Origin of the sequence: Micromonospora sp. S4605 (assembly GCF_003176715.1) — a bacterium.
Taxonomy (GTDB): domain Bacteria; phylum Actinomycetota; class Actinomycetes; order Mycobacteriales; family Micromonosporaceae; genus Micromonospora; species Micromonospora echinaurantiaca.
Window position 1 is genome coordinate 1 of record NZ_QGSW01000218.1, and the last position, 16,746, is coordinate 16,746.

17 protein-coding genes and 1 pseudogene are annotated in these 16,746 nt (G+C 76.1%); 14 read left to right on the plus strand and 4 right to left on the minus strand.

Annotated features, from left to right (window positions below; all coding sequences use genetic code 11):
• The 9 genes and pseudogenes from DLJ47_RS18385 to DLJ47_RS18430 form a co-directional block, all read left to right on the plus strand.
• Positions 1–387: pseudogene (locus DLJ47_RS18385) on the plus strand (lipopolysaccharide biosynthesis protein); the annotation flags it as partial.
• 2 nt (positions 388–389) lie between these two features.
• Positions 390–1,748 carry an O-antigen ligase family protein gene (locus DLJ47_RS18390; protein ID WP_446723579.1) on the plus strand — a complete coding sequence of 453 codons (1,359 nt, stop codon included), beginning with the start codon at positions 390–392 and terminating at the stop codon, positions 1,746–1,748.
• A complete protein-coding gene (locus DLJ47_RS18395; RefSeq protein WP_109901185.1) occupies positions 1,745–3,361 on the plus strand; it encodes a lipopolysaccharide biosynthesis protein in 1,617 nt (538 codons plus the stop codon). Before DLJ47_RS18390 ends, DLJ47_RS18395 begins: the two co-directional genes overlap by 4 nt.
• On the plus strand, positions 3,337–4,239 hold the full coding sequence (locus tag DLJ47_RS18400; protein ID WP_109901198.1) for a sulfotransferase domain-containing protein: 903 nt from the start codon (positions 3,337–3,339) through the stop codon (positions 4,237–4,239). The genes DLJ47_RS18395 and DLJ47_RS18400 overlap by 25 nt, the downstream gene beginning before the upstream one ends.
• Entirely contained in the window at positions 4,236–5,498 is a 1,263-nt protein-coding gene (locus DLJ47_RS18405; RefSeq protein ID WP_109901186.1) for a hypothetical protein, read from the plus strand. Before DLJ47_RS18400 ends, DLJ47_RS18405 begins: the two co-directional genes overlap by 4 nt.
• Positions 5,499–5,717: 219 nt before the next feature.
• Positions 5,718–6,200 (plus strand): UDP-N-acetylglucosamine--LPS N-acetylglucosamine transferase, encoded by a 483-nt coding sequence (locus DLJ47_RS18410; protein ID WP_109901187.1) that lies wholly within the window; start codon positions 5,718–5,720, stop codon positions 6,198–6,200.
• A 98-nt stretch (positions 6,201–6,298) separates the two neighbouring features.
• Complete coding sequence (locus DLJ47_RS18420) at positions 6,299–6,907, plus strand: glycosyltransferase (RefSeq protein ID WP_446723580.1); 609 nt, start codon at positions 6,299–6,301, stop codon at positions 6,905–6,907.
• Positions 6,904–7,824 (plus strand): glycosyltransferase family 2 protein, encoded by a 921-nt coding sequence (locus DLJ47_RS18425; protein ID WP_109901199.1) that lies wholly within the window; start codon positions 6,904–6,906, stop codon positions 7,822–7,824. The genes DLJ47_RS18420 and DLJ47_RS18425 overlap by 4 nt, the downstream gene beginning before the upstream one ends.
• Before the next feature lie 128 nt (positions 7,825–7,952).
• The gene (locus DLJ47_RS18430) at positions 7,953–8,606 is read left to right on the plus strand and encodes a class I SAM-dependent methyltransferase (RefSeq protein ID WP_109901188.1); all 654 of its coding nucleotides are present in this window, start codon (positions 7,953–7,955) and stop codon (positions 8,604–8,606) included.
• Between the two features lie 24 nt (positions 8,607–8,630).
• Here DLJ47_RS18430 and DLJ47_RS18435 read toward each other — a convergent pair whose 3' ends face one another.
• Positions 8,631–9,848 carry a cation:proton antiporter gene (locus DLJ47_RS18435; protein WP_109901189.1) on the minus strand — a complete coding sequence of 406 codons (1,218 nt, stop codon included), beginning with the start codon at positions 9,846–9,848 and terminating at the stop codon, positions 8,631–8,633.
• A 187-nt stretch (positions 9,849–10,035) separates the two neighbouring features.
• On the opposite strand from DLJ47_RS18435, the gene aroC reads away from it, so the two are divergent.
• Positions 10,036–11,214: a chorismate synthase gene (gene aroC, locus DLJ47_RS18440; RefSeq protein WP_109901201.1), complete on the plus strand. Its 1,179-nt coding sequence runs from the start codon at positions 10,036–10,038 to the stop codon at positions 11,212–11,214.
• A 114-nt stretch (positions 11,215–11,328) separates the two neighbouring features.
• The gene (locus tag DLJ47_RS18445) at positions 11,329–11,844 is read left to right on the plus strand and encodes a shikimate kinase (RefSeq protein WP_109901190.1); all 516 of its coding nucleotides are present in this window, start codon (positions 11,329–11,331) and stop codon (positions 11,842–11,844) included.
• Positions 11,845–11,887: 43 nt separating this feature from the next.
• Here DLJ47_RS18445 and DLJ47_RS18450 read toward each other — a convergent pair whose 3' ends face one another.
• Positions 11,888–12,616, minus strand: a complete 729-nt coding sequence (locus DLJ47_RS18450; protein WP_109901191.1) for an alpha/beta fold hydrolase — start codon at positions 12,614–12,616, stop codon at positions 11,888–11,890.
• 80 nt (positions 12,617–12,696) lie between these two features.
• Between DLJ47_RS18450 and DLJ47_RS18455 the strand changes: the two genes are divergently transcribed.
• The gene (locus DLJ47_RS18455; RefSeq protein WP_109901192.1) at positions 12,697–13,662 is read left to right on the plus strand and encodes a helix-turn-helix transcriptional regulator; all 966 of its coding nucleotides are present in this window, start codon (positions 12,697–12,699) and stop codon (positions 13,660–13,662) included.
• A 19-nt stretch (positions 13,663–13,681) separates the two neighbouring features.
• Here the strand turns inward: DLJ47_RS18455 and DLJ47_RS18460 are convergent, their stop codons facing one another.
• Positions 13,682–14,488, minus strand: coding sequence for a cytochrome c oxidase assembly protein (locus DLJ47_RS18460; RefSeq protein ID WP_109901193.1), 807 nt, complete (start codon positions 14,486–14,488; stop codon positions 13,682–13,684).
• Entirely contained in the window at positions 14,485–15,009 is a 525-nt protein-coding gene (locus DLJ47_RS18465) for a DUF2243 domain-containing protein (RefSeq protein ID WP_109901194.1), read from the minus strand. Before DLJ47_RS18465 ends, DLJ47_RS18460 begins: the two co-directional genes overlap by 4 nt.
• A 130-nt stretch (positions 15,010–15,139) precedes the next feature.
• Between DLJ47_RS18465 and aroB the strand changes: the two genes are divergently transcribed.
• Positions 15,140–16,216 carry a 3-dehydroquinate synthase gene (aroB, locus tag DLJ47_RS18470; RefSeq protein ID WP_109901195.1) on the plus strand — a complete coding sequence of 359 codons (1,077 nt, stop codon included), beginning with the start codon at positions 15,140–15,142 and terminating at the stop codon, positions 16,214–16,216.
• Entirely contained in the window at positions 16,213–16,644 is a 432-nt protein-coding gene (gene aroQ / locus DLJ47_RS18475) for a type II 3-dehydroquinate dehydratase (protein ID WP_109901196.1), read from the plus strand. Before aroB ends, aroQ begins: the two co-directional genes overlap by 4 nt.
• The last annotated feature ends 102 nt before the right edge of the window (positions 16,645–16,746 follow it).

Genomic DNA, 16,746 nt, shown 5'->3' on the forward strand with positions numbered 1-16,746 from the left:
CCCCCGCCGGCTCCGGCCCGGCGGCCGTCGCCACACCCGCCCGGCGCGCGCCCGTCGACCGAGACCGACGCCACGCTGACCCTGCCCCGGCCGGCGCCCAGCACCGACAACGGCTGGTCCCCGGAGGCCGACGCGGTGCCGGTGGGCGCCGGCAGCGTGCGGTTCGGCACCTGGCGGCAGTGCGCCGGCCACGGGCTGGTGCTGTACAACGCACCACCCGCCGAGTCCGACGAGCGGGGGGTCGCGGTGGCCCGGCAGGGCACCGCCGTGGTGGTGGTCGAGCGGGACCGTACCCGCCAGGGCGACCTGCGGCGGCTCGCGGACCGGCTGCGCGCCGCCGGGGTCACCCCGCTGGGGTTCGTGCTGACCCGCAACGGTCGGGGCTGAGCGTGCCGCTCACCCGCGCCCCGGCGACCACCGGACCGGCCGGCGACAACCCCGACGCGGCACCGGCGCCGCCGCCGGTCCCGCCGCCCCGGCTGCCGCTCTGGCCGCTGGCGACGATGTTCGGCCCGGTGCCGCTCTGGTGGCTGGCCGGCGCCTTCTACCTGGGCTGGCCGCTGCTCGGCGCGCTGCTGTTCGCGCTGCTGCTGACCCGGGGCCGGGTCCCGCTGCCGCCGGCCACCGGGCTCTGGCTGCTCTTCCTGGGACTCGTCGTGGTGAGCGCGACCCAGTTGCCGTCGGGCTCCGCGCTGCTCACCTTCGGCCTGCGGCTGGGCTTCTACCTCACCGCGCTGGTGGTCGGCGGCTACGTGTACGCCGTGGCGCGGGAACGCCCCGACCAGACGGCCGTGCTGGTCCCGCTCTGCGCGTTCTGGCTCGGGCTGGTGGTGCTGGGCTGGCTGAGCGTGCTCGCGCCGCGGTTCGCGCTGACCACCCCGACCGAGGTGCTGCTGCCCGCCGGCATCGCCGGCAACCCGTTCATCCAGGACATGGTCCACCTGACCACTGCCGAGTACAGCGCCCGGTCGCTCGACCCGATCTACCGGCCGGCGGCGCCGTTCGCGTACACCAACAACTACGGCAGCGCGTACGCGCTGACGCTGCCCTGCGTGGTGGCCTTCACCATGCTGCGCCGCCACGGCGTGCTGCGGTGGGTGCTGGTCGCCTCGTTGCCGGTGTCGCTGGCGCCGGCGTTCCTCACCCTCAACCGGGCGATGTTCCTCAGCCTCGGGGTGGGGCTGGCGGTGCTCGGCGTCCGGGCCAGCCTGCGCGGCAACGCGCGGGTGGCCGCCTCGCTCGCCGGGGTGGTGGTGATCGGCGCGCTCGCCACCCTGGTCATCCCGATCGCCGACCTGATCGACAAGCGGGTCGAGGCCAGCGACACGAACAGCGACCGGCTCTCGCTCTACGCCGAGGTGATCAGGCGGATCCAGGACTCACCGTGGCTCGGCTACGGCGCACCGGTCAACGCCGACACGGTCACCGCCGCGGCCCCGGTGGGCAGCCAGGGCCAGCTGTGGCTGGTGCTGTTCAGCCACGGCGTCCCGGCGCTGCTGTGCTTCCTGGCCTGGTTCGTGGTGGTCGCGGTGACCTGCGCCCGGGCCACCTCGGCGGCCGGCCAGTGGCTCGCCGTGGTGCCGGTGGTCTGCCTGGTGCAGATCCCGTTCTACGGCATGGCCAACCAGAACCTCGCCGTCGCCTTCTTCGCCATCTCGTTCGCCCTGGCGCTCGCCGAGCGGGAACGGCGGGCCGGGGCCGCCCGCCGGACGGGGCCGGGCCGGCGGGCGACGGCGGTGCCGGGATGACCGCCACCACCCGTCCCGGCCCGGTCCCGCCGGCCGGCGCCGACCGCACGGCGGAAACCCGGCGCAGCGCGCGCAGCGGGGCCGCCGGGCTGGCCGGCGCGGCCACCAGTGGACTGTTCGGCTTCGTCCTGGCCGTGGTGATCACCCGCGGCTACGGCACCACGGGCTCCGGAGCCTTCTTCGCCGCGATCGGCGTGGTCACCGTCGCGGCGGCGGTCTGCACCCTCGGCGCGGAGACCGGGCTGATGTGGGCGCTGCCCCGGCGCCGCGGCGGCGCCGGGGGCGACGCGGCCCGGCTGCTCCCGGTGGCCCTGGTCCCGCCGCTGCTGGTGGCGACCGCCGTCGCGGTGGCCGGGGTAATCGTCTCGGGTCCGCTCGCGCCCCGGCTGCTGGGCCCCGGCGCCGCCGCCGGGGGGCTGCTCGTGGTCACCTTCGCGGCGGTGCCGGTGGTCGCGGCGATGACCCTGCTGCTCGCCGCGCTGCGCTGCGTACGCCCCGTCCGGGCGTACGTCGGGGTGCAGTTCCTCCTGCTCCCGGTGGCCCGCCCGGCGCTGGTCGGCGCGGCGGCGCTGACCGGCGCCGGGCTGCTCGCCGGCCTGGCCGGCTGGCTGCTGCCGGCCGCCGCGGCCCTGCTGGTCTGCCTGGCGCTGGTCGCCGGTCCGCTCGGGGTGGGGCGCGGCGCGCGGCTGCGGCCCGACCCGGCCGACTGGCGCCTGTTCTGGCGGTTCGCGCTGCCCCGGGCCGCCTCGGCCGCGATCGACGCCGGCAGCATGTGGGTGGGGGTGCTGCTCACCTCGGTGCTGGCCGGTCCGGCCGACGCCGGCGTGTTCGGCGCGGTCGGCCGGTACGTCCTGGCCGGACAGTTGGCCCTGCAGGGGCTGCGGGTGGCGGTGTCCCCGCAGCTGTCCCGGCTGCTCGGCCGGGGAGAGCGGGCCGCGGCGGCCGCCGTGCACCGGCAGTTGACCACCTGGGGGCTGGTGCTGTCCTGGCCGGTCTACCTGCTGCTGGCGGTCTTCGGGGTGGCGTTCCTCGACCTGTTCGGCGCCGAGTTCCGGGCCGGCGCGGCGGCGCTGACCGTGCTCGCCCTGGCGATGCTGGTGAACACCGGGGTCGGCAACGTGCAGAGCCTGCTGCTGATGGGCGGGCACAGCGGGCTGCACCTGCTCGCCACGCTGGCCGGGCTGCTGGTCACCGTCTCGCTCGGGCTGTGGCTGATCCCCGGCCACGGCGCCACCGGCGCCGCGCTGGCCTGGGCGGCCGGCATCGCCACCGAGAACCTCACCGCGTACGGCTGTGCCCGGGCGGTGGTGGGCGAGCCGCTGCTGGACGCGGCGACGCTGCGGGCGGCCGCGATCACCGCCGCCGGGGTGGGCGCCGCCGCGGGCGCCGGGGTGCTGGCCGCCGGGCGCGGCTTTCCCGGGCTGGTGGTGGCGGCCGCGCTGCTGGCGGCCGGCGCCGCCGGCTCGTCGACACTGCCCCGGGTGCGGCGCGGCATCCGGGTGACCATCAGGCAGATCCGTGGGCGGGACGGGGCGACCCTTGCCGCCGGTCCCGCCCCGGCATCCACGAAGGGCAGGTGGAGGTCGTCGTGTCGTCCATCCGGGACCGGGTGAAGCAGCTCGTGCCGACCCAGGTGACCAACCGGGTACGGGAGAGCCTCGTCGACTACGGAGTGCGTACCAGCGACCGGCGTCCGCTGCCGGACTTCCTCATCATCGGCACGAAGCGGGGCGGCACCACCTCGCTGTGGAACTACCTGCTCCAGCATCCGCTGGTGCCCCGGCTCTTCCCGGCCTGGAACACCAAGAGCGCGCACTACTTCGAGGAGAACTGGGCACGCGGGGAGGCCTGGTACCGGTCGCACTTCCCGACCGTGCGGCACCGGGAGGCGCTGGCGCGCCGGCACGGTGGGCCGGTGCGGGTCGGCGAGGCGGCCCCGCTGTACATGTTCCACCCGCTCGCCGCGCGCCGGGTCGCCGCGCTGATGCCCGACGTGCGGCTGATCGTGCTGCTCCGCGACCCGGTGGAGCGGGCGTACTCGCACTGGAAGGAGCGCCGCGCGCAGGGGGTCGAGCCGCTGGACTTCGCCGCCGCGCTGGCCGCCGAGCCGGAGCGCACGGCGGGGGAGCGGGAGCGGCTGGTCGCCGAACCGACGTACGTCAGCCAGGCGTACGACTGGTACAGCTACCGCGCCCGCGGCCGGTACCTGGAACACCTGGAGCCGTGGCTGCACCGCTTCGACCGGTCGCGGATCCTGTTCCTGCCCAGCGAGCGGCTCTACGCCGACCCCCGCGCGACCTACCGCCGCACCCTGGACTTCCTCGGCCTGCCCCCGCACGACCTGCCCGACTTCAAGGTCTACAACCACCGCCGGTCGGCGCCGCTGGAGCCGACGCTGCGGGCGGAGCTGACCGAGTACTACCGCCCCCACAACGCGGCGCTGCGGCAGCGGCTCGGGCTGGACCTCGACTGGCCGGACCGGGCGGCGTGACCGCGCCGGCCGGCACCGCGGCCGACCCCCGCTCCCGGGCGGACGGGCTCGGCTGGGTCACCCGCGCGGTCTTCGGCGACGAGCGGATCGGCCTGGCCGTGGACCGCCCGCCACCACCAGGGCAGCGCGCCGTGGCCCGGTACGCGGTCGTCCCGTCGGTGCGCCGGGCCCGGTTCCTGCTGCCGCTCGGCGCGCCCCGGGTCACGGCCGCCGCGCTGCTGGCGTACAACGCGCTGCGTCCGCCGGGGGTGCGCGCGGCGCGGGCGGTGCTCGGCGGGCTGGCCCGGGTCGGCGCGCTGGACCGGGCGCCGTTTCCCACCCTCACGGTGTCGCTGCCCGCCGGGCTGGCCGCTGCCGACGTGCTGCTGGCGCAGCGGCTCGCCGCCGCGCTGGGCGGCGGGCCCGGCTACGCGGCGTGCGGGGTGCGCCCGCCGGACCCGAACCACAAGCCCACCCTGCAACTCTTCGCCGCCGACGGGCGGCCCCGGGGTTACGCCAAGATCGGCTGGAACGGCGCCACCCGGGCGCTGGTCACCGCCGAGGCGGCCGCGCTGCGCGAGCTGCCCGCGCTGGCCGGCGTGCCCGGTCATCCGGCGGTGCCCCGGCTGCTGGCCGAGACGTCGTGGGACGGGCAGGTGGTCGCGCTGGTGGAGCCGCTTCCCCCGGCGGTACGCGGGCTGCCGGTCGGCGCGCCGCCGGCCATCCCGGCGCTGCTCGCGGTGGCCCGCCGGGGCCGGCCGCCGGCGCCGCCCCGGCCGCTGGCCGGTTCGGGTTTCCTGGCCCGGCTGGCCCGCACGGCCCGGCGCGCCGCCGCGGCCGATCCCGCCGGTGCCCGGGCGGTCGCCGCGGTCGCCGCGCTGGCCCACCGGTACGGCGACACCCGGGTCGAGTTCGGGCACTGGCACGGCGACTGGGTGCCGTGGAACCTGGGCCGGCACGACGGCCGGCTGGTCGCCTGGGACTGGGAGCACAGCGCGCCGGACGTGCCGCTCGGCTTCGACCTGGCGCACGACGCGTTCCAGCGGGCCGTGGTGCTGCGCGGCGAACCGGTCGCGCAGGCCGCGCGGGCGGTGGACACCCGGCTGGCCCGGTACGGCGCCGCGCTCGGGCTCGACCCGGCCGCCCGCCGGCTGGTCGCCGACGCCTACCTGGTGGAGCTGTGGCTGCGCGCCTGGCGGCTGGCCGACGCCGGAGCGGGCTGGAATCCGGCCCTCCACCCGGCGCTGTTGGACGCCGTCGAGCACCGACGCAGCGACTGAGCGGAGCGTTCCGCGGCGACGCCGATCAGACCAATGGCGGACAGTGACGAAGAGGCCGCAGGCCGTTACCATCGCTGGGGGTGGCGGTCGGGCCTCGTTCCTGCTCCGCCGCCAGCGGGGTCAGCCGCTCGCCGGTCGTCCCGCACACCGGCCCGGGGGAACTGTCATCGCGTCGGCCTGGCGCCGACCGTACATCCAAGCGAACTTCTGGGGACTCGCGTGGAGCAGAACATCGAGGACGGCGCGGACCCTCCGGTCCTGTTGCTGGTCGGGTCCAGCGGCGGGCACCTGGCCCAGCTGCTGGCCCTGCGCCCCTGGTACGAGCGCTGGCCCCGCTGCTGGGTCACCTTCGACACGCCCGAAGCGGTGTCCCTGCTCGCCGGTGAGGAAGTCGTGCGGGCGTACCACCCGACCACCCGAAACGTGCGCAACCTGCTGCGCAACGCGGTCCTGGCCCGGCGGGTGCTGGGCCGCCGGCGGGTGGCCGCGGTGGTGACCACCGGGGCGGGTGTCGCCGTGCCGTTCGTCGTGCTGGCCTGGCTGCGCCGCATCCCGACCGTCTACATCGAGGTGTACGACCGGATCGACACCCCGACGCTCACCGCCCGGCTCTGCCGCCCGTTCCTGTCCGCGATGCTCGTGCAGTGGGAGGAGCAGCGCCGGCAGTACCCGGAGGCGACCGTCGTGGGGACGCTGCTGTGAGCGGGGCCGCCGACGCGGCGCCGGCGCGCCGGTTGGCCCTCGACCGGGCGGAGCACCGGCCGGCGCGGCCGGCGGACCGGGTCGAGCCGGCGCACCAGGTGCCCCGCCCCCGCGACCCGGCCGAGGTCGCCCGGATCCACCTGCTGGTCGCCGTCGGCACCGACCGGCACCCGTTCGACCGGCTGGTCGACTGGCTGTGCGAGTGGCACGCCGAGGTCGCCGACCGGGTCGACCTCACCGTCCAGCACGGACACACCCGGGCGCCGGTCCGGCCCGACGCGGTGCCCTTCCTCTGCCACGACGCGTTGCAGGCCGCGATGGCCGGCTCCGACCTGGTGGTCTGCCACGGTGGCCCGGCGACCATCCTGGAGGCCCGCCGGCACGGCCATTTGCCGATCGTGGTGCCCCGCGACCCGGCCCACGGCGAGCACGTCGACGACCACCAGCAGCTGTTCTGCCGGCGGCTCGGCGCCGCCGGCATGGTGGCGCTCTGCGAGTCCCGGGAGGCGCTGCGGGGCGCGCTCGGCAGCGGCCTGGCCGACCCGGACCGGTTCGCCATCTCGGCCGACGCCGCGGCCGACGCGCAGCGGGCCGCGGTACGGCGGGTGGGGCAGATCGTGGAGGACCTGGTGGCCGCGTCCGCGCGGCGGCGGCCCCGGGCGTGGTGGCCGTGGCGGCGCCCGGGGCGCGCGGGAGCGCGGCGATGACCGGGCAGCCGAGCGTGAGCGTGGTGGTGCCCACCCGGGACCGCCCGGAGCTGCTGCGCGCCGCCGTCCGGGCGGTGCTCGACCAGGACCATCCCGGCCCGGTCGAGGTGCTGGTGGTCCACGACCAGTCCGAGCCGGACCGCACGCTGGCCGACCTGGGCTGCCCCGGCCGCCCGGTCCGGGTGCTCCGCAACCGGCGCACGCCGGGGCTGGCCGGTGCCCGCAACACGGGCACGCTGGCCGCCGCGGGAGAGCTGATCGCGTTCTGCGACGACGACGACGAGTGGCTGCCCGGCAAGCTGCGAACCCAGGTCGGGGCGCTGGCCGCGGCGCCGGGCGCGGAGTTCGCCTGCTGCGGCATCCGGGTCAGCTACGACGGGCGGACCGTCGACCGGTCGTTGCCCCGCGACGCGGTCACCCTGACCGATCTGCTCCGCGACCGGATGACCGAGCTGCACCCGTCGACGTTCCTGATCCGGGCGGCCGCGCTGCGCGACGGGTTCGGGCTGGTCGACGAGGAGATCCCGGGCAGCTACGCGGAGGACTACGAGTTCCTGCTCCGGGCCGCCCGCAGCGCCCCGCTGGTCAACGTGCCCACCCCGTACGTGCTGGTGCGCTGGCACCGGCGGTCCTACTTCGCGCGGCGCTGGGACACCATCGCCGAGGCGTTGCAGTGGCTGCTCGCCCGCTATCCCGAGTTCGGCAGCCAGCCGGCCGGGGAGGCCCGCGTCGCCGGGCAGATCGCCTTCGCCCGGGCCGCCGCCGGCGACCGGGGAGCGGCGGTGCGCTGGGCCCGCCGGACCCTGCGTCGCAACCCGCGCGAGCCGCGCGCCTACCTCGCCCTGGCCGTGGCCGGGCGGATGGTGCGGGCCGACGCGGTGCTGCGCGCGCTGCACCGACGCGGCCGGGGGATCTGACGCCGCCCCGGCCGCCGCCCGCCGGTACGCCGACCGGACCCGGGCCACCGGTCGTCGGCGGAGCCCGCCCAGACCCGGGCGGACCTCCTCGGCGGACCCCGCCCAGACTCAGCAGGAGAGGACCTCCGATGGCACTTCACTCGCTCAGGTTCCGGCTGGTCGACTCGCCGACCTCGCTCGCCGCGAAGCGACGGGCACGCCGAGCCGCCTGGCTGTCGGACACCTTCCCGAACCTCGCCGAGATGACCGTCCTGGACCTGGGCGGACGGGTGGAGGGCTGGGCCCGGGTGCCGGTCCGTCCGGCCCACGTGCACGTGGTCAACCTCGAACCGCTGCCGGCGGCACTGCCCGACTGGGCGGAGGCGGACCACGCCGACGCCTGCGAGCTGCCCGAGCGCATCCTGAACCGCCGGTACGACCTGGTCTTCAGCAACAGCGTGCTGGAGCACGTGGGCGGGCACGAGCGCCGCCGGCGGATGGCCGAGGCGATCCGCGCGCTGGCGCCGGCGTACTGGGTGCAGACGCCGTACCGGTACTTCCCGATCGAGCCGCACTGGGTCGCGCCCGGCATGCAGTTCCTGCCGGTCTCGGCGCGGGTGGTGGTGGCCCGGCGCTGGCCGCTGGCCTACACGCCGGGCAAGTCCTACGAGGCGGCGATGCGGCAGGTGCTGACCACGGAACTCATCGGCCGGGCCGAGCTGCGCTACCTGTTCCCCGACGCGGTCGTCCGGAACGAGCGGCTGGCGGGCCTGACCAAGTCGCTGATCGCGGTCCGCGCCTAGGCAGCGGTCCCCGCCCGGTCGCGGTCAGCGTTGCCGGTCCCGTCGCTGCGCCGACGCCTGCCGCAGCCGCTCGTACCAGGCTGGCGTGGTGGCCGGGTCGAAGATCCGGGCGATCACCAGGTCGGTCGAGGAGTGCGCGACGATCGACAGCACGACGGTCAGCGCCACCAGGTGGAAGACCTCGTCCCCGGCCGGGATGCCGGCCTCCAGCACCAGCAGCCCGTAGACCACCGAGGCGAAGCCCTTCGGGCCGAACCACATCGCGGCGAACTGCTCGGTGCGGCTCAGGTGCGAGCCGAGGAACGACACGGCCAGGGCCAGCGGCCGGGCCGCCACGATGGCGAGCACCGCGAAGATCCACCCCGTCCAGGCGATCTCCCCGAGGAACTCGAACGAGATCAGCGCGCCGAAGACCAGCAGGGCGACCAGTTTGAACAGCTCCGCGATCAGCTCGCCGAAGTGCTCGAAGCTCTCCCGCTGCCGCTCGCCGAAGGTGGCCACGGTGACACCGGCGGCGAACGCGGCGAGGAACAGGTTGGCGTGCGTGACCTGGCCGAGCGCCAGCACCAGCAGGCCGATCGCCACCCCGTTGAGCGGCTCGTACTGGGTGGAGGCCGAGAAGAACCGCCGCCGCTCCAGCCACAGCGCCAGCCACGGCACCGCGACCCCGATCACCAGGCCGAGCAGCAGCTCCATGCCCAACTCGTCCAGGTGCAGGTCGCCGGAGCCGGCCGCCACGGCCAGGAACAGGATGACGAAGGGCAGCGCCAGGCCGTCGTTGATGCCGGACTCGACGTTGAGCAGGTGCCGCAGCCGGCCGGGCACCCGCTCGTTGCCGACCAGCGCGGCCGCGAAGACCGGGTCGGTGGGGGCGAGGATCGCCCCGAGCAGCAGCGCCTCCGGCCAGTCCAGGCCCGCCACGTAGTGCGCCAGCAGGGCCGTGATCAGCAGGGTGAGCGGCAGGCCCCAGCCCAGCGCCCGGCCGGGCAGCCGCCAGGCCGACCGCAGGTCGGCCCAGCCGACCCGCATGCCGTCGGTGAAGAGCACGGTGACCAGCGCCAGCTCGGCCAGCGTCGACACGATCGGGGCGTCGGCGGTGATGTCCAGCACCCCGGTGGTCTCCGGACCCAGCACGAAACCGGCGACCAGGAACAGCACAGCGGTGGACAGGATGCTCCGGTGCGCCAGGCTGGAGAGCAGGACGGCGAGCAGCAGGACCGCCGCGAACGCGAAGAGCAGCACCGGTGACTCCCGAACGAAGGGTCGACGAAGGACCTGCCGACCAGACTTCCCGGCGCGCCGCCATGATCGTACGGGTTCACCGCAAGAAGCGGTGCCCGTGGTGGCCGTGGGGGTCGGCGCCGTCCGCTGGGCGGGACGCGCCGGGCGCGCCGCCGCGGCGAGCACCGGGCGTGACAGACTGAGCGCTGTGTTGCGCTGGTTGACTGCAGGTGAGTCGCACGGTCCCGCCCTCGTCGCGCTGCTGGAGGGGGTGCCCGCCGGGGTCGAGGTGACCACCGGCGAGATCGCCGGCGAGCTGGCCCGGCGCCGGCTCGGCTACGGCCGGGGCGCCCGGATGTCCTTCGAGCAGGACGAGGTCGAGATCATCGGCGGGCTCCGGCACGGGGCCACCCTGGGCAGCCCGGTGGCCATCCGGGTGGGCAACTCCGAGTGGCCCAAGTGGCGCACCGTGATGGCCGCCGACCCGGTCGACGCGGAGGAACTGGCCGGGCAGGCCCGCAACGCGCCGCTGACCCGGCCCCGGCCCGGCCACGCCGACCTGGCCGGCATGCAGAAGTACGGCCACACCGACGCCCGGCCGATCCTGGAGCGGGCCAGCGCCCGGGAGACCGCCGCCCGGGTCGCCGTCGGCACCGTCGCCAAGGCGCTGGTGCGGCAGGCACTCGGCGTCGAGATCGTCTCGCACGTGGTCGAGCTGGGCCCGGTCGCGGTGAAGCCGGGGCTGCGCCCCCGCCCCGAGGACGCCGCCCGGATCGACGCCGACCCGCTGCGCTGCCTCGACCCGGAGGCCAGCGCCCGGATGGTGGCCGAGGTCGACGCCGCGAAGAAGGCCGCCGACACGCTCGGCGGTGTGGTCGAGGTGCTGGCGTACGGGGTGCCGCCGGGGCTGGGCAGCCACGTGCAGTGGGACCGCAAGCTGGACGCCCGGCTGGCCGCCGCGCTGATGTCCATCCAGGCGATCAAGGGCGTCGAGATCGGCGACGGCTGGCAGCAGGCCCGCTCCCGCGGCTCGGAGGCGCACGACGAGATCATCCCCACCGCCACCGGCGTGCGACGGGTCACCGACCGGGCCGGCGGGCTGGAGGGCGGCATCACCACCGGCGAGCCGTTGCGGGTGAAGGCCGCGATGAAGCCGATCTCCTCGCTGAACCGGGCCCTGGCCACGGTGGACGTCACCACCGGCGAGCCGGCCACCGCGATCAACCAGCGGTCGGACGTGGCCGCGGTGCCCGCCGCCGCGGTGGTCGCCGAGGCGATGGTGGCCCTGGTGCTGGCCGAGGCGGCGGTGGAGAAGTTCGGCGGCGACTCGGTCGCCGAGATGCGCCGCAACCTCGCCGGCTACCTCGACTCCCTGGTGATCCGGTGAGCGCGAGGAGTGCAGCGCAGCGGAGCCCCGCAGTCGCGAACGAAGGGCAGGACCGGTGAGCGCGAGGAGTGCAGCGCAGCGGAGCCCCGCAGTCGCGAACGAAGGGCGGCTCCGGTGAGCGGGTCGACGCGGCCGGTCTGCGTGCTGGTCGGTGCGCCGGGCTCGGGCAAGACCACCGTCGGCCGGGCGCTCGCCGACGCCCTCGGGGTCGAGTTCCGGGACACCGACGCCGACATCGAGCGGCTTGCCGGCAAGCCGATCCCGGAGATCTTCGTCGACGAGGGGGAGGCGCACTTCCGTACCCTCGAACGGGCGGCGGTGGCGGCGGCGCTGGCCTCCTGTTCCGGGGTGCTCGCCCTCGGCGGCGGCGCGGTCCTCGCCGAGGAGAACCGCGCCGCGCTGGTCGGGCACCCGGTGGTGCACCTCTCGGTCGAGCTGCCGGACGCGGTGAAGCGGGTCGGGCTCGGCGCCGGCCGGCCGTTGCTGGTGCTCAACCCGCGGGCCACCCTCAAGCACCTGATGGATCAGCGCCGCCCGCTCTACGCCGAGGTGGCCACCGCGACGGTGGTCACCGACGGGCGGAGCCCGGAGGAGATCGCCGCCGAGATCGTCGCGTTGCTCAAGCGCTGACCGGCGGTCGCCGGCCCGCCGGGCGGGCCGGCGCCGGCGCGGGTCAGCCGCGGGCGATGGTGTCGAGCACCGCGGCGAGGCCCTTCGGTTCGCTGAGCATCGGCCAGTGCCCGGTGGGCAGGGCGTGCAGCTGGCCACCGGCCAGCCCGGCGAAGAACGGGTGTCCCTGCGCGATCATCTCCTCCACCATCGGCAGCGGGAACGTGCTGGCGACCAGCGCGGTCGGCACCGCCCGCCCGCCGGTGCGCCGGACCGGCTCGGTGGCGGCCCGCAGCGGGTGCGGGGTGGCCCGGGCCCGCAGCAGCGCGAGCGCGGCGTCGTCCAGACCGGCGAGGTTCTCCGGGTCGGCGGCCGGGTCCCAGGCGGGCGGCGGCAGCAGGTGCCCGTCGCCGATCTGCGCGCGCAGCCGCTCCTGCTCCTCCGGCGGGTTGACGTCGAACTGGGACATCCCGTCGGGCATCGGCCCGCTCTCCACGTAGACCACCCGGGCGATCCGGTCCGGGATCCGGTCCGCGGCCTGGGTCACCGGCAGGCCGCCGCCGGAGTGCCCGACCAGCAGCACGTCGCGCAGGTCCTCCACCTCGATCAGCCGGACGATGTCGGTGGTGTGCGTCTCCAGGCCCACCTCCGGCCCGGCCAGGTGGGCCCGTTCGGCCACCCCGGTCAGCGTCACCGGGTGGACCTCGTGGCCCTGGCCGCGCAGCGTGGCAGCCACCTCGCGCCACGCCCAACCGCCCAGCCAGAACCCCGGCACCAGCACGAACGTCGCCATCTGGATCTCCCTCTTTCGTCGGTCCCGGATACCGTACGATCAAATCCGGACGACTTCCGCCCGGTTTAAAGGAGTGTCCCGTGTCACATCCCGCCGGTCGGGTGCTCGGGCTGCTGGAGCTGTTGCAGAGCCACCACCGGCTGACCGGCGTCGAGCTCGCCGCCCGCCTCGGCGTCGACGAGCGGACCGTCCGCCGCTACGCCACCACCCTGGCCGAGCTCGGCATCCCGGTGACCGCCGACCGGGGCCGCTACGGCGGCTACCGGCTGCGCCCCGGCTACAAGCTCCCGCCGCTGATGCTCACCGACGACGAGGCGGTGGCGGTGCTGCTCGGCCTGGTCGCCGCCGAACGGCTCGGGCTGGGCACCGAGGAACCGGCCACCGCCACCGCCCTCGCCAAGATCCGCCGGGTGCTGCCACCGTCGCTCGCCGACCGGCTGGCGGCCGTGCAGGAACACCTCGGCTTCACCCTGCGTCGCACCGACCCGGCCGTCCGGCCGGCCACCGGGACGCTGCTCGCCCTGGCCGCGGCGGCCCGGCAGCGGCACCGGGTTCGGCTGGACTACCGGTCCTTCGCCGGCGCCGCGTCGCGCCGCCGGCTGGACCCGTACGGGCTGGTCTTCCACGCCGGCCGCTGGTACGTCACCGGCCACGACCACCTCCGCGGCGAGGTGCGCACCTTCCGGCTGGACCGGATCGGCGAGGTGGTGACCGAGGCGGAGACCTTCGAGGTGCCGGCCGGGTTCGACCCGGTGGCCCAGGTGACCCGCTCGCTGGCCGGGGTGCCGTACGCGCACGACGTCGAGGTGCTGCTGGAGACCGACCCGGACACCGCCCGCCGCCGGATCCCGCCCAGCGTGGGCGAGCTGACCCCGACCGCCGACGGGGTGCTGCTGCGTACCCGGGCGGAGCGGCTGGACGGGATGGCCCAGCTGCTCGCCGGGCTGGGCTGGCCGTTCACCGTGCTGCGGCCGGACGCGCTGCGGGACGCGGTGGCCGAGCACGCCCGCCGGCTGGCCGACTGGGCCGGGCGGTCAGCCGGCTGAGGCCGGCAGGGCCGGGCGGTCAGCCGGCTGAGGCCGGCAGGGCAGCGGTGCCGGGTGGCGGCTCGTCGGGTTGCCGCGCGCGCCGTGGCTCCGGCCGCCAGGTGACCAGCAGCGCCAGCGCGAGCAGGAGCTCAGCCAGGTCACCGCCGTAGTACATGACCGTCGCGGCGGCGCGCAGTTCCACTGCCGGGGCGGTGACGTCGACCAGCAGGCCGGCGTAGAGGAGCTGGGCGAGGGTGGCGTGCCCGGCCACCGCCACGCCCAGCACCACCAACCGGACCGGCACCCGCGGGCGCCGCGGACCCGGGTCCGGGCCGGCGATCGCCCAGGTGAAGAGGTAGCCGCCGAGCAGGAAGTGCAGCAGCACCAGGTGGTGCAGCACCGGGTTGGTGAGGGTGGCCCGGTACAGCGGGGTCAGGTACAGCACGTAGAGCCCGCCCACGGTCAGCGCCAGGCCGGTCACCGGGTGGGTGAGCACGCCCACCGCCGGGCGGCGCAGCAGGCGGACGACCGCGCGTCCGGTGCGCCGGTCGGCGATCCGCAACGCCAGGGTGGCCGGCGCACCGAGCACCAGGCCGAGCGGCGCGAGCATGCCCAGCAGCAGGTGCTGCCACATGTGCGCGGCGAGGCCGTGGCCGGGCAGCGCCAGCGCGACGGCGGCCGCCGTCGCGCCCGCGCCGAAGCTCGCCGTCCGCCAGTGGCTCCACCCGGCGCGGTCGGTGGCCCGCTCGCGCAGGGCCGCGGCCAGGTAGCTCCAGAAGAGCAGCGGCGGTACGAGCAGCAGCGGCCCGACGGCGAGCCCGTGACCGGCGTGCTCCGGGCTCATCGCCGCTCGTCGGCGCAGAGGTCCACCACCGTGCCCCGCCGCTGCACCAGCCAGCCGAGCAGGATCAGCGCCAGCCCGAGGGCCAGGAAGCCGAGGTCCCACCAGAGCTGGTGCGGGCCGGTGCGGACGTGGTGGATGCCGAGCAGGTGGTGGTCGACGATCCCCTCGACCAGGTTGAACAGGCCCCAGCCGATCAGTGCCCAGCCCCACAGCACCGGCGAGCGCCACAGCCGGCCCCGGGAGCGGGTGACCCGGGAGTACAGCATGGCCAGGCCGGCGAGCACCGCCACCCAGGTCACCACGTGGAAGATGCCGTCCCAGAGGGTGTTCATCTCCAGGCCGGGGACGGTGTCCACCGGGTACGGCCGGATGCCGACGTTGTCCGTGTCGGTGCTGCTGAGCAGGTGGTGCCACTGGAGCACCTGGTGCAGCAGGATGCCGTCGACGAAGCCGCCCAGCCCGACGCCGAGGACGGTGGCGGGCAGCCGGATGTCGGCGCCGTCCAGGGTGGTTCTCGCCATCGGGCACCTCCGCGGGTCCGGTTGGGCACTCGTTGCCCGCCGGGAACCGGACTAAACGCGCGGACGAATCCGCGGCCACCTGGTGGACAGCCGGGGTGGACGGCCGGTTGGCTCGACTAGGCTGCCGGCGATGGACGAGGTGACCCGGATCCCGGTCGGCGGCGAGCGCCCGTACGACGTACTGGTGGGACGCGACCTGCTCGATCCGCCGCCGCGGCTGCTGCCCGGCGCGACCCGGGTGGCGCTGCTGCACGCGCCGCCGCTCAAGGCGCTGGCCGACGCGCTCGGCGAGCGGTTGCGCGCCGCCGGCGTGCGGCCGCTGCCGATCGAGGTGCCGGACGCCGAGGCGGCCAAGCGGGTCGAGGTGGCCGCCGCCTGCTGGGACCGGCTGGGCGAGGCCGGGTTCACCCGGGACGACGGGGTGATCGGGATCGGCGGCGGCGCGGTCACCGACCTGGCCGGCTTCGTCGCGGCCTGCTGGCTGCGGGGGGTGCGCTGGGTGCCGGTGGCCACCTCGCTGCTCGGCATGGTCGACGCCGCGGTGGGTGGCAAGACCGGGATCAACACCGCGGCCGGCAAGAACCTGGTCGGCGCCTTCCACCCGCCGGCCGGGGTGATCTGCGACCTGTCCACCCTGGACAGCCTGCCGCCGGCCGAGCTGGCCGCCGGGATGGCCGAGGTGGTCAAGTGCGGCTTCATCGCCGACCCGGTGATCCTGGAGCTGGTGGAGCGGGATCCGGCGGCCGCCGTCGACCCGGCCGGCCCGGTGGCCCGCGAGCTGATCGAGCGGGCGGTCCGGGTCAAGGCCGACGTGGTCTCCGGCGACCTGCGCGAGTCCGGGGTGCGCGAGGTGCTCAACTACGGCCACACCCTGGCCCACGCCATCGAGAAGGCGGAGGGCTACCGCTGGCGGCACGGGCACGCGGTCGCCGTCGGCCTGGTCTACGCCGGCGAACTGGCCCGGCTCGCCGGCCGGCTCGACGAGGCCACCGCCCGGCGGCACCGCACCGCCGTGGCGGCGCTCGGCCTGCCCACCGGCTACCGGGCGGACGCCTGGCCGGAGCTGCTGGCCACGATGCGGGTGGACAAGAAGGCCCGGGGCGACAAGCTGCGCTTCGTGGTGCTGGACGGGCTGGCCCGCCCGGCGATCCTCGAAGGCCCCGACGACGAGCTGCTGCACGCCGCCTACCGCGAGGTCGCCCGATGAAGGTGTACGTGCTGAACGGGCCGAACCTGGGCCGGCTCGGCACCCGGGAGCCGGAGGTCTACGGGGCCACCACCTACGCCGACCTGGTGGCGCTCTGCGAGGCGACCGGCCGGGACCTGGGCCTGGACGTGACGGTGCGGCAGACCGACGCCGAGCACGAGCTGCTCGGCTGGCTGCACGCGGCCGCCGTCGAGGGTGCCGCCGTGGTGCTCAACCCGGCCGCCTGGTCGCACTACTCGTACGCGGTCCGGGACGCCTGTTCGATGCTGCGCGGGCCGCTGATCGAGGTGCACATCTCCAACATCCACGCCCGGGAGGAGTTCCGGCACCACTCGGTGGTCTCCGCGGTGGCCACCGGGGTGATCTGCGGCCTGGGCGTCGACGGCTACCGCCTGGCCCTGCACCACCTGGCCACCCGCCTCGGCTGACGGCGCGGTCCGCCTCCGCGGGTCGGTCACCGGTGCGGCGACGGTCGGGCAGCGGCGGCCGGTGGGGCGCCAACGGGCCGGCAGCGAGCGGGGGCCCCGGCC

Excerpts from the sequence above, each read along its gene's own strand:
- DLJ47_RS18395 (WP_109901185.1), top strand. The coding sequence starts at position 1,745 with ATGACCGCCACCACCCGTCCCGGCCCGGTCCCGCCGGCCGGCGCCGAC.
- DLJ47_RS18425 (WP_109901199.1), top strand. The coding sequence starts at position 6,904 with ATGACCGGGCAGCCGAGCGTGAGCGTGGTGGTGCCCACCCGGGACCGC.
- DLJ47_RS18430 (WP_109901188.1), top strand. The coding sequence starts at position 7,953 with ATGGCACTTCACTCGCTCAGGTTCCGGCTGGTCGACTCGCCGACCTCG.
- DLJ47_RS18450 (WP_109901191.1), bottom strand. The coding sequence starts at position 12,616 with ATGGCGACGTTCGTGCTGGTGCCGGGGTTCTGGCTGGGCGGTTGGGCG.
- DLJ47_RS18460 (WP_109901193.1), bottom strand. The coding sequence starts at position 14,488 with ATGAGCCCGGAGCACGCCGGTCACGGGCTCGCCGTCGGGCCGCTGCTG.
- DLJ47_RS18465 (WP_109901194.1), bottom strand. The coding sequence starts at position 15,009 with ATGGCGAGAACCACCCTGGACGGCGCCGACATCCGGCTGCCCGCCACC.
- aroB (WP_109901195.1), top strand. The coding sequence starts at position 15,140 with ATGGACGAGGTGACCCGGATCCCGGTCGGCGGCGAGCGCCCGTACGAC.
- aroQ (WP_109901196.1), top strand. The coding sequence starts at position 16,213 with ATGAAGGTGTACGTGCTGAACGGGCCGAACCTGGGCCGGCTCGGCACC.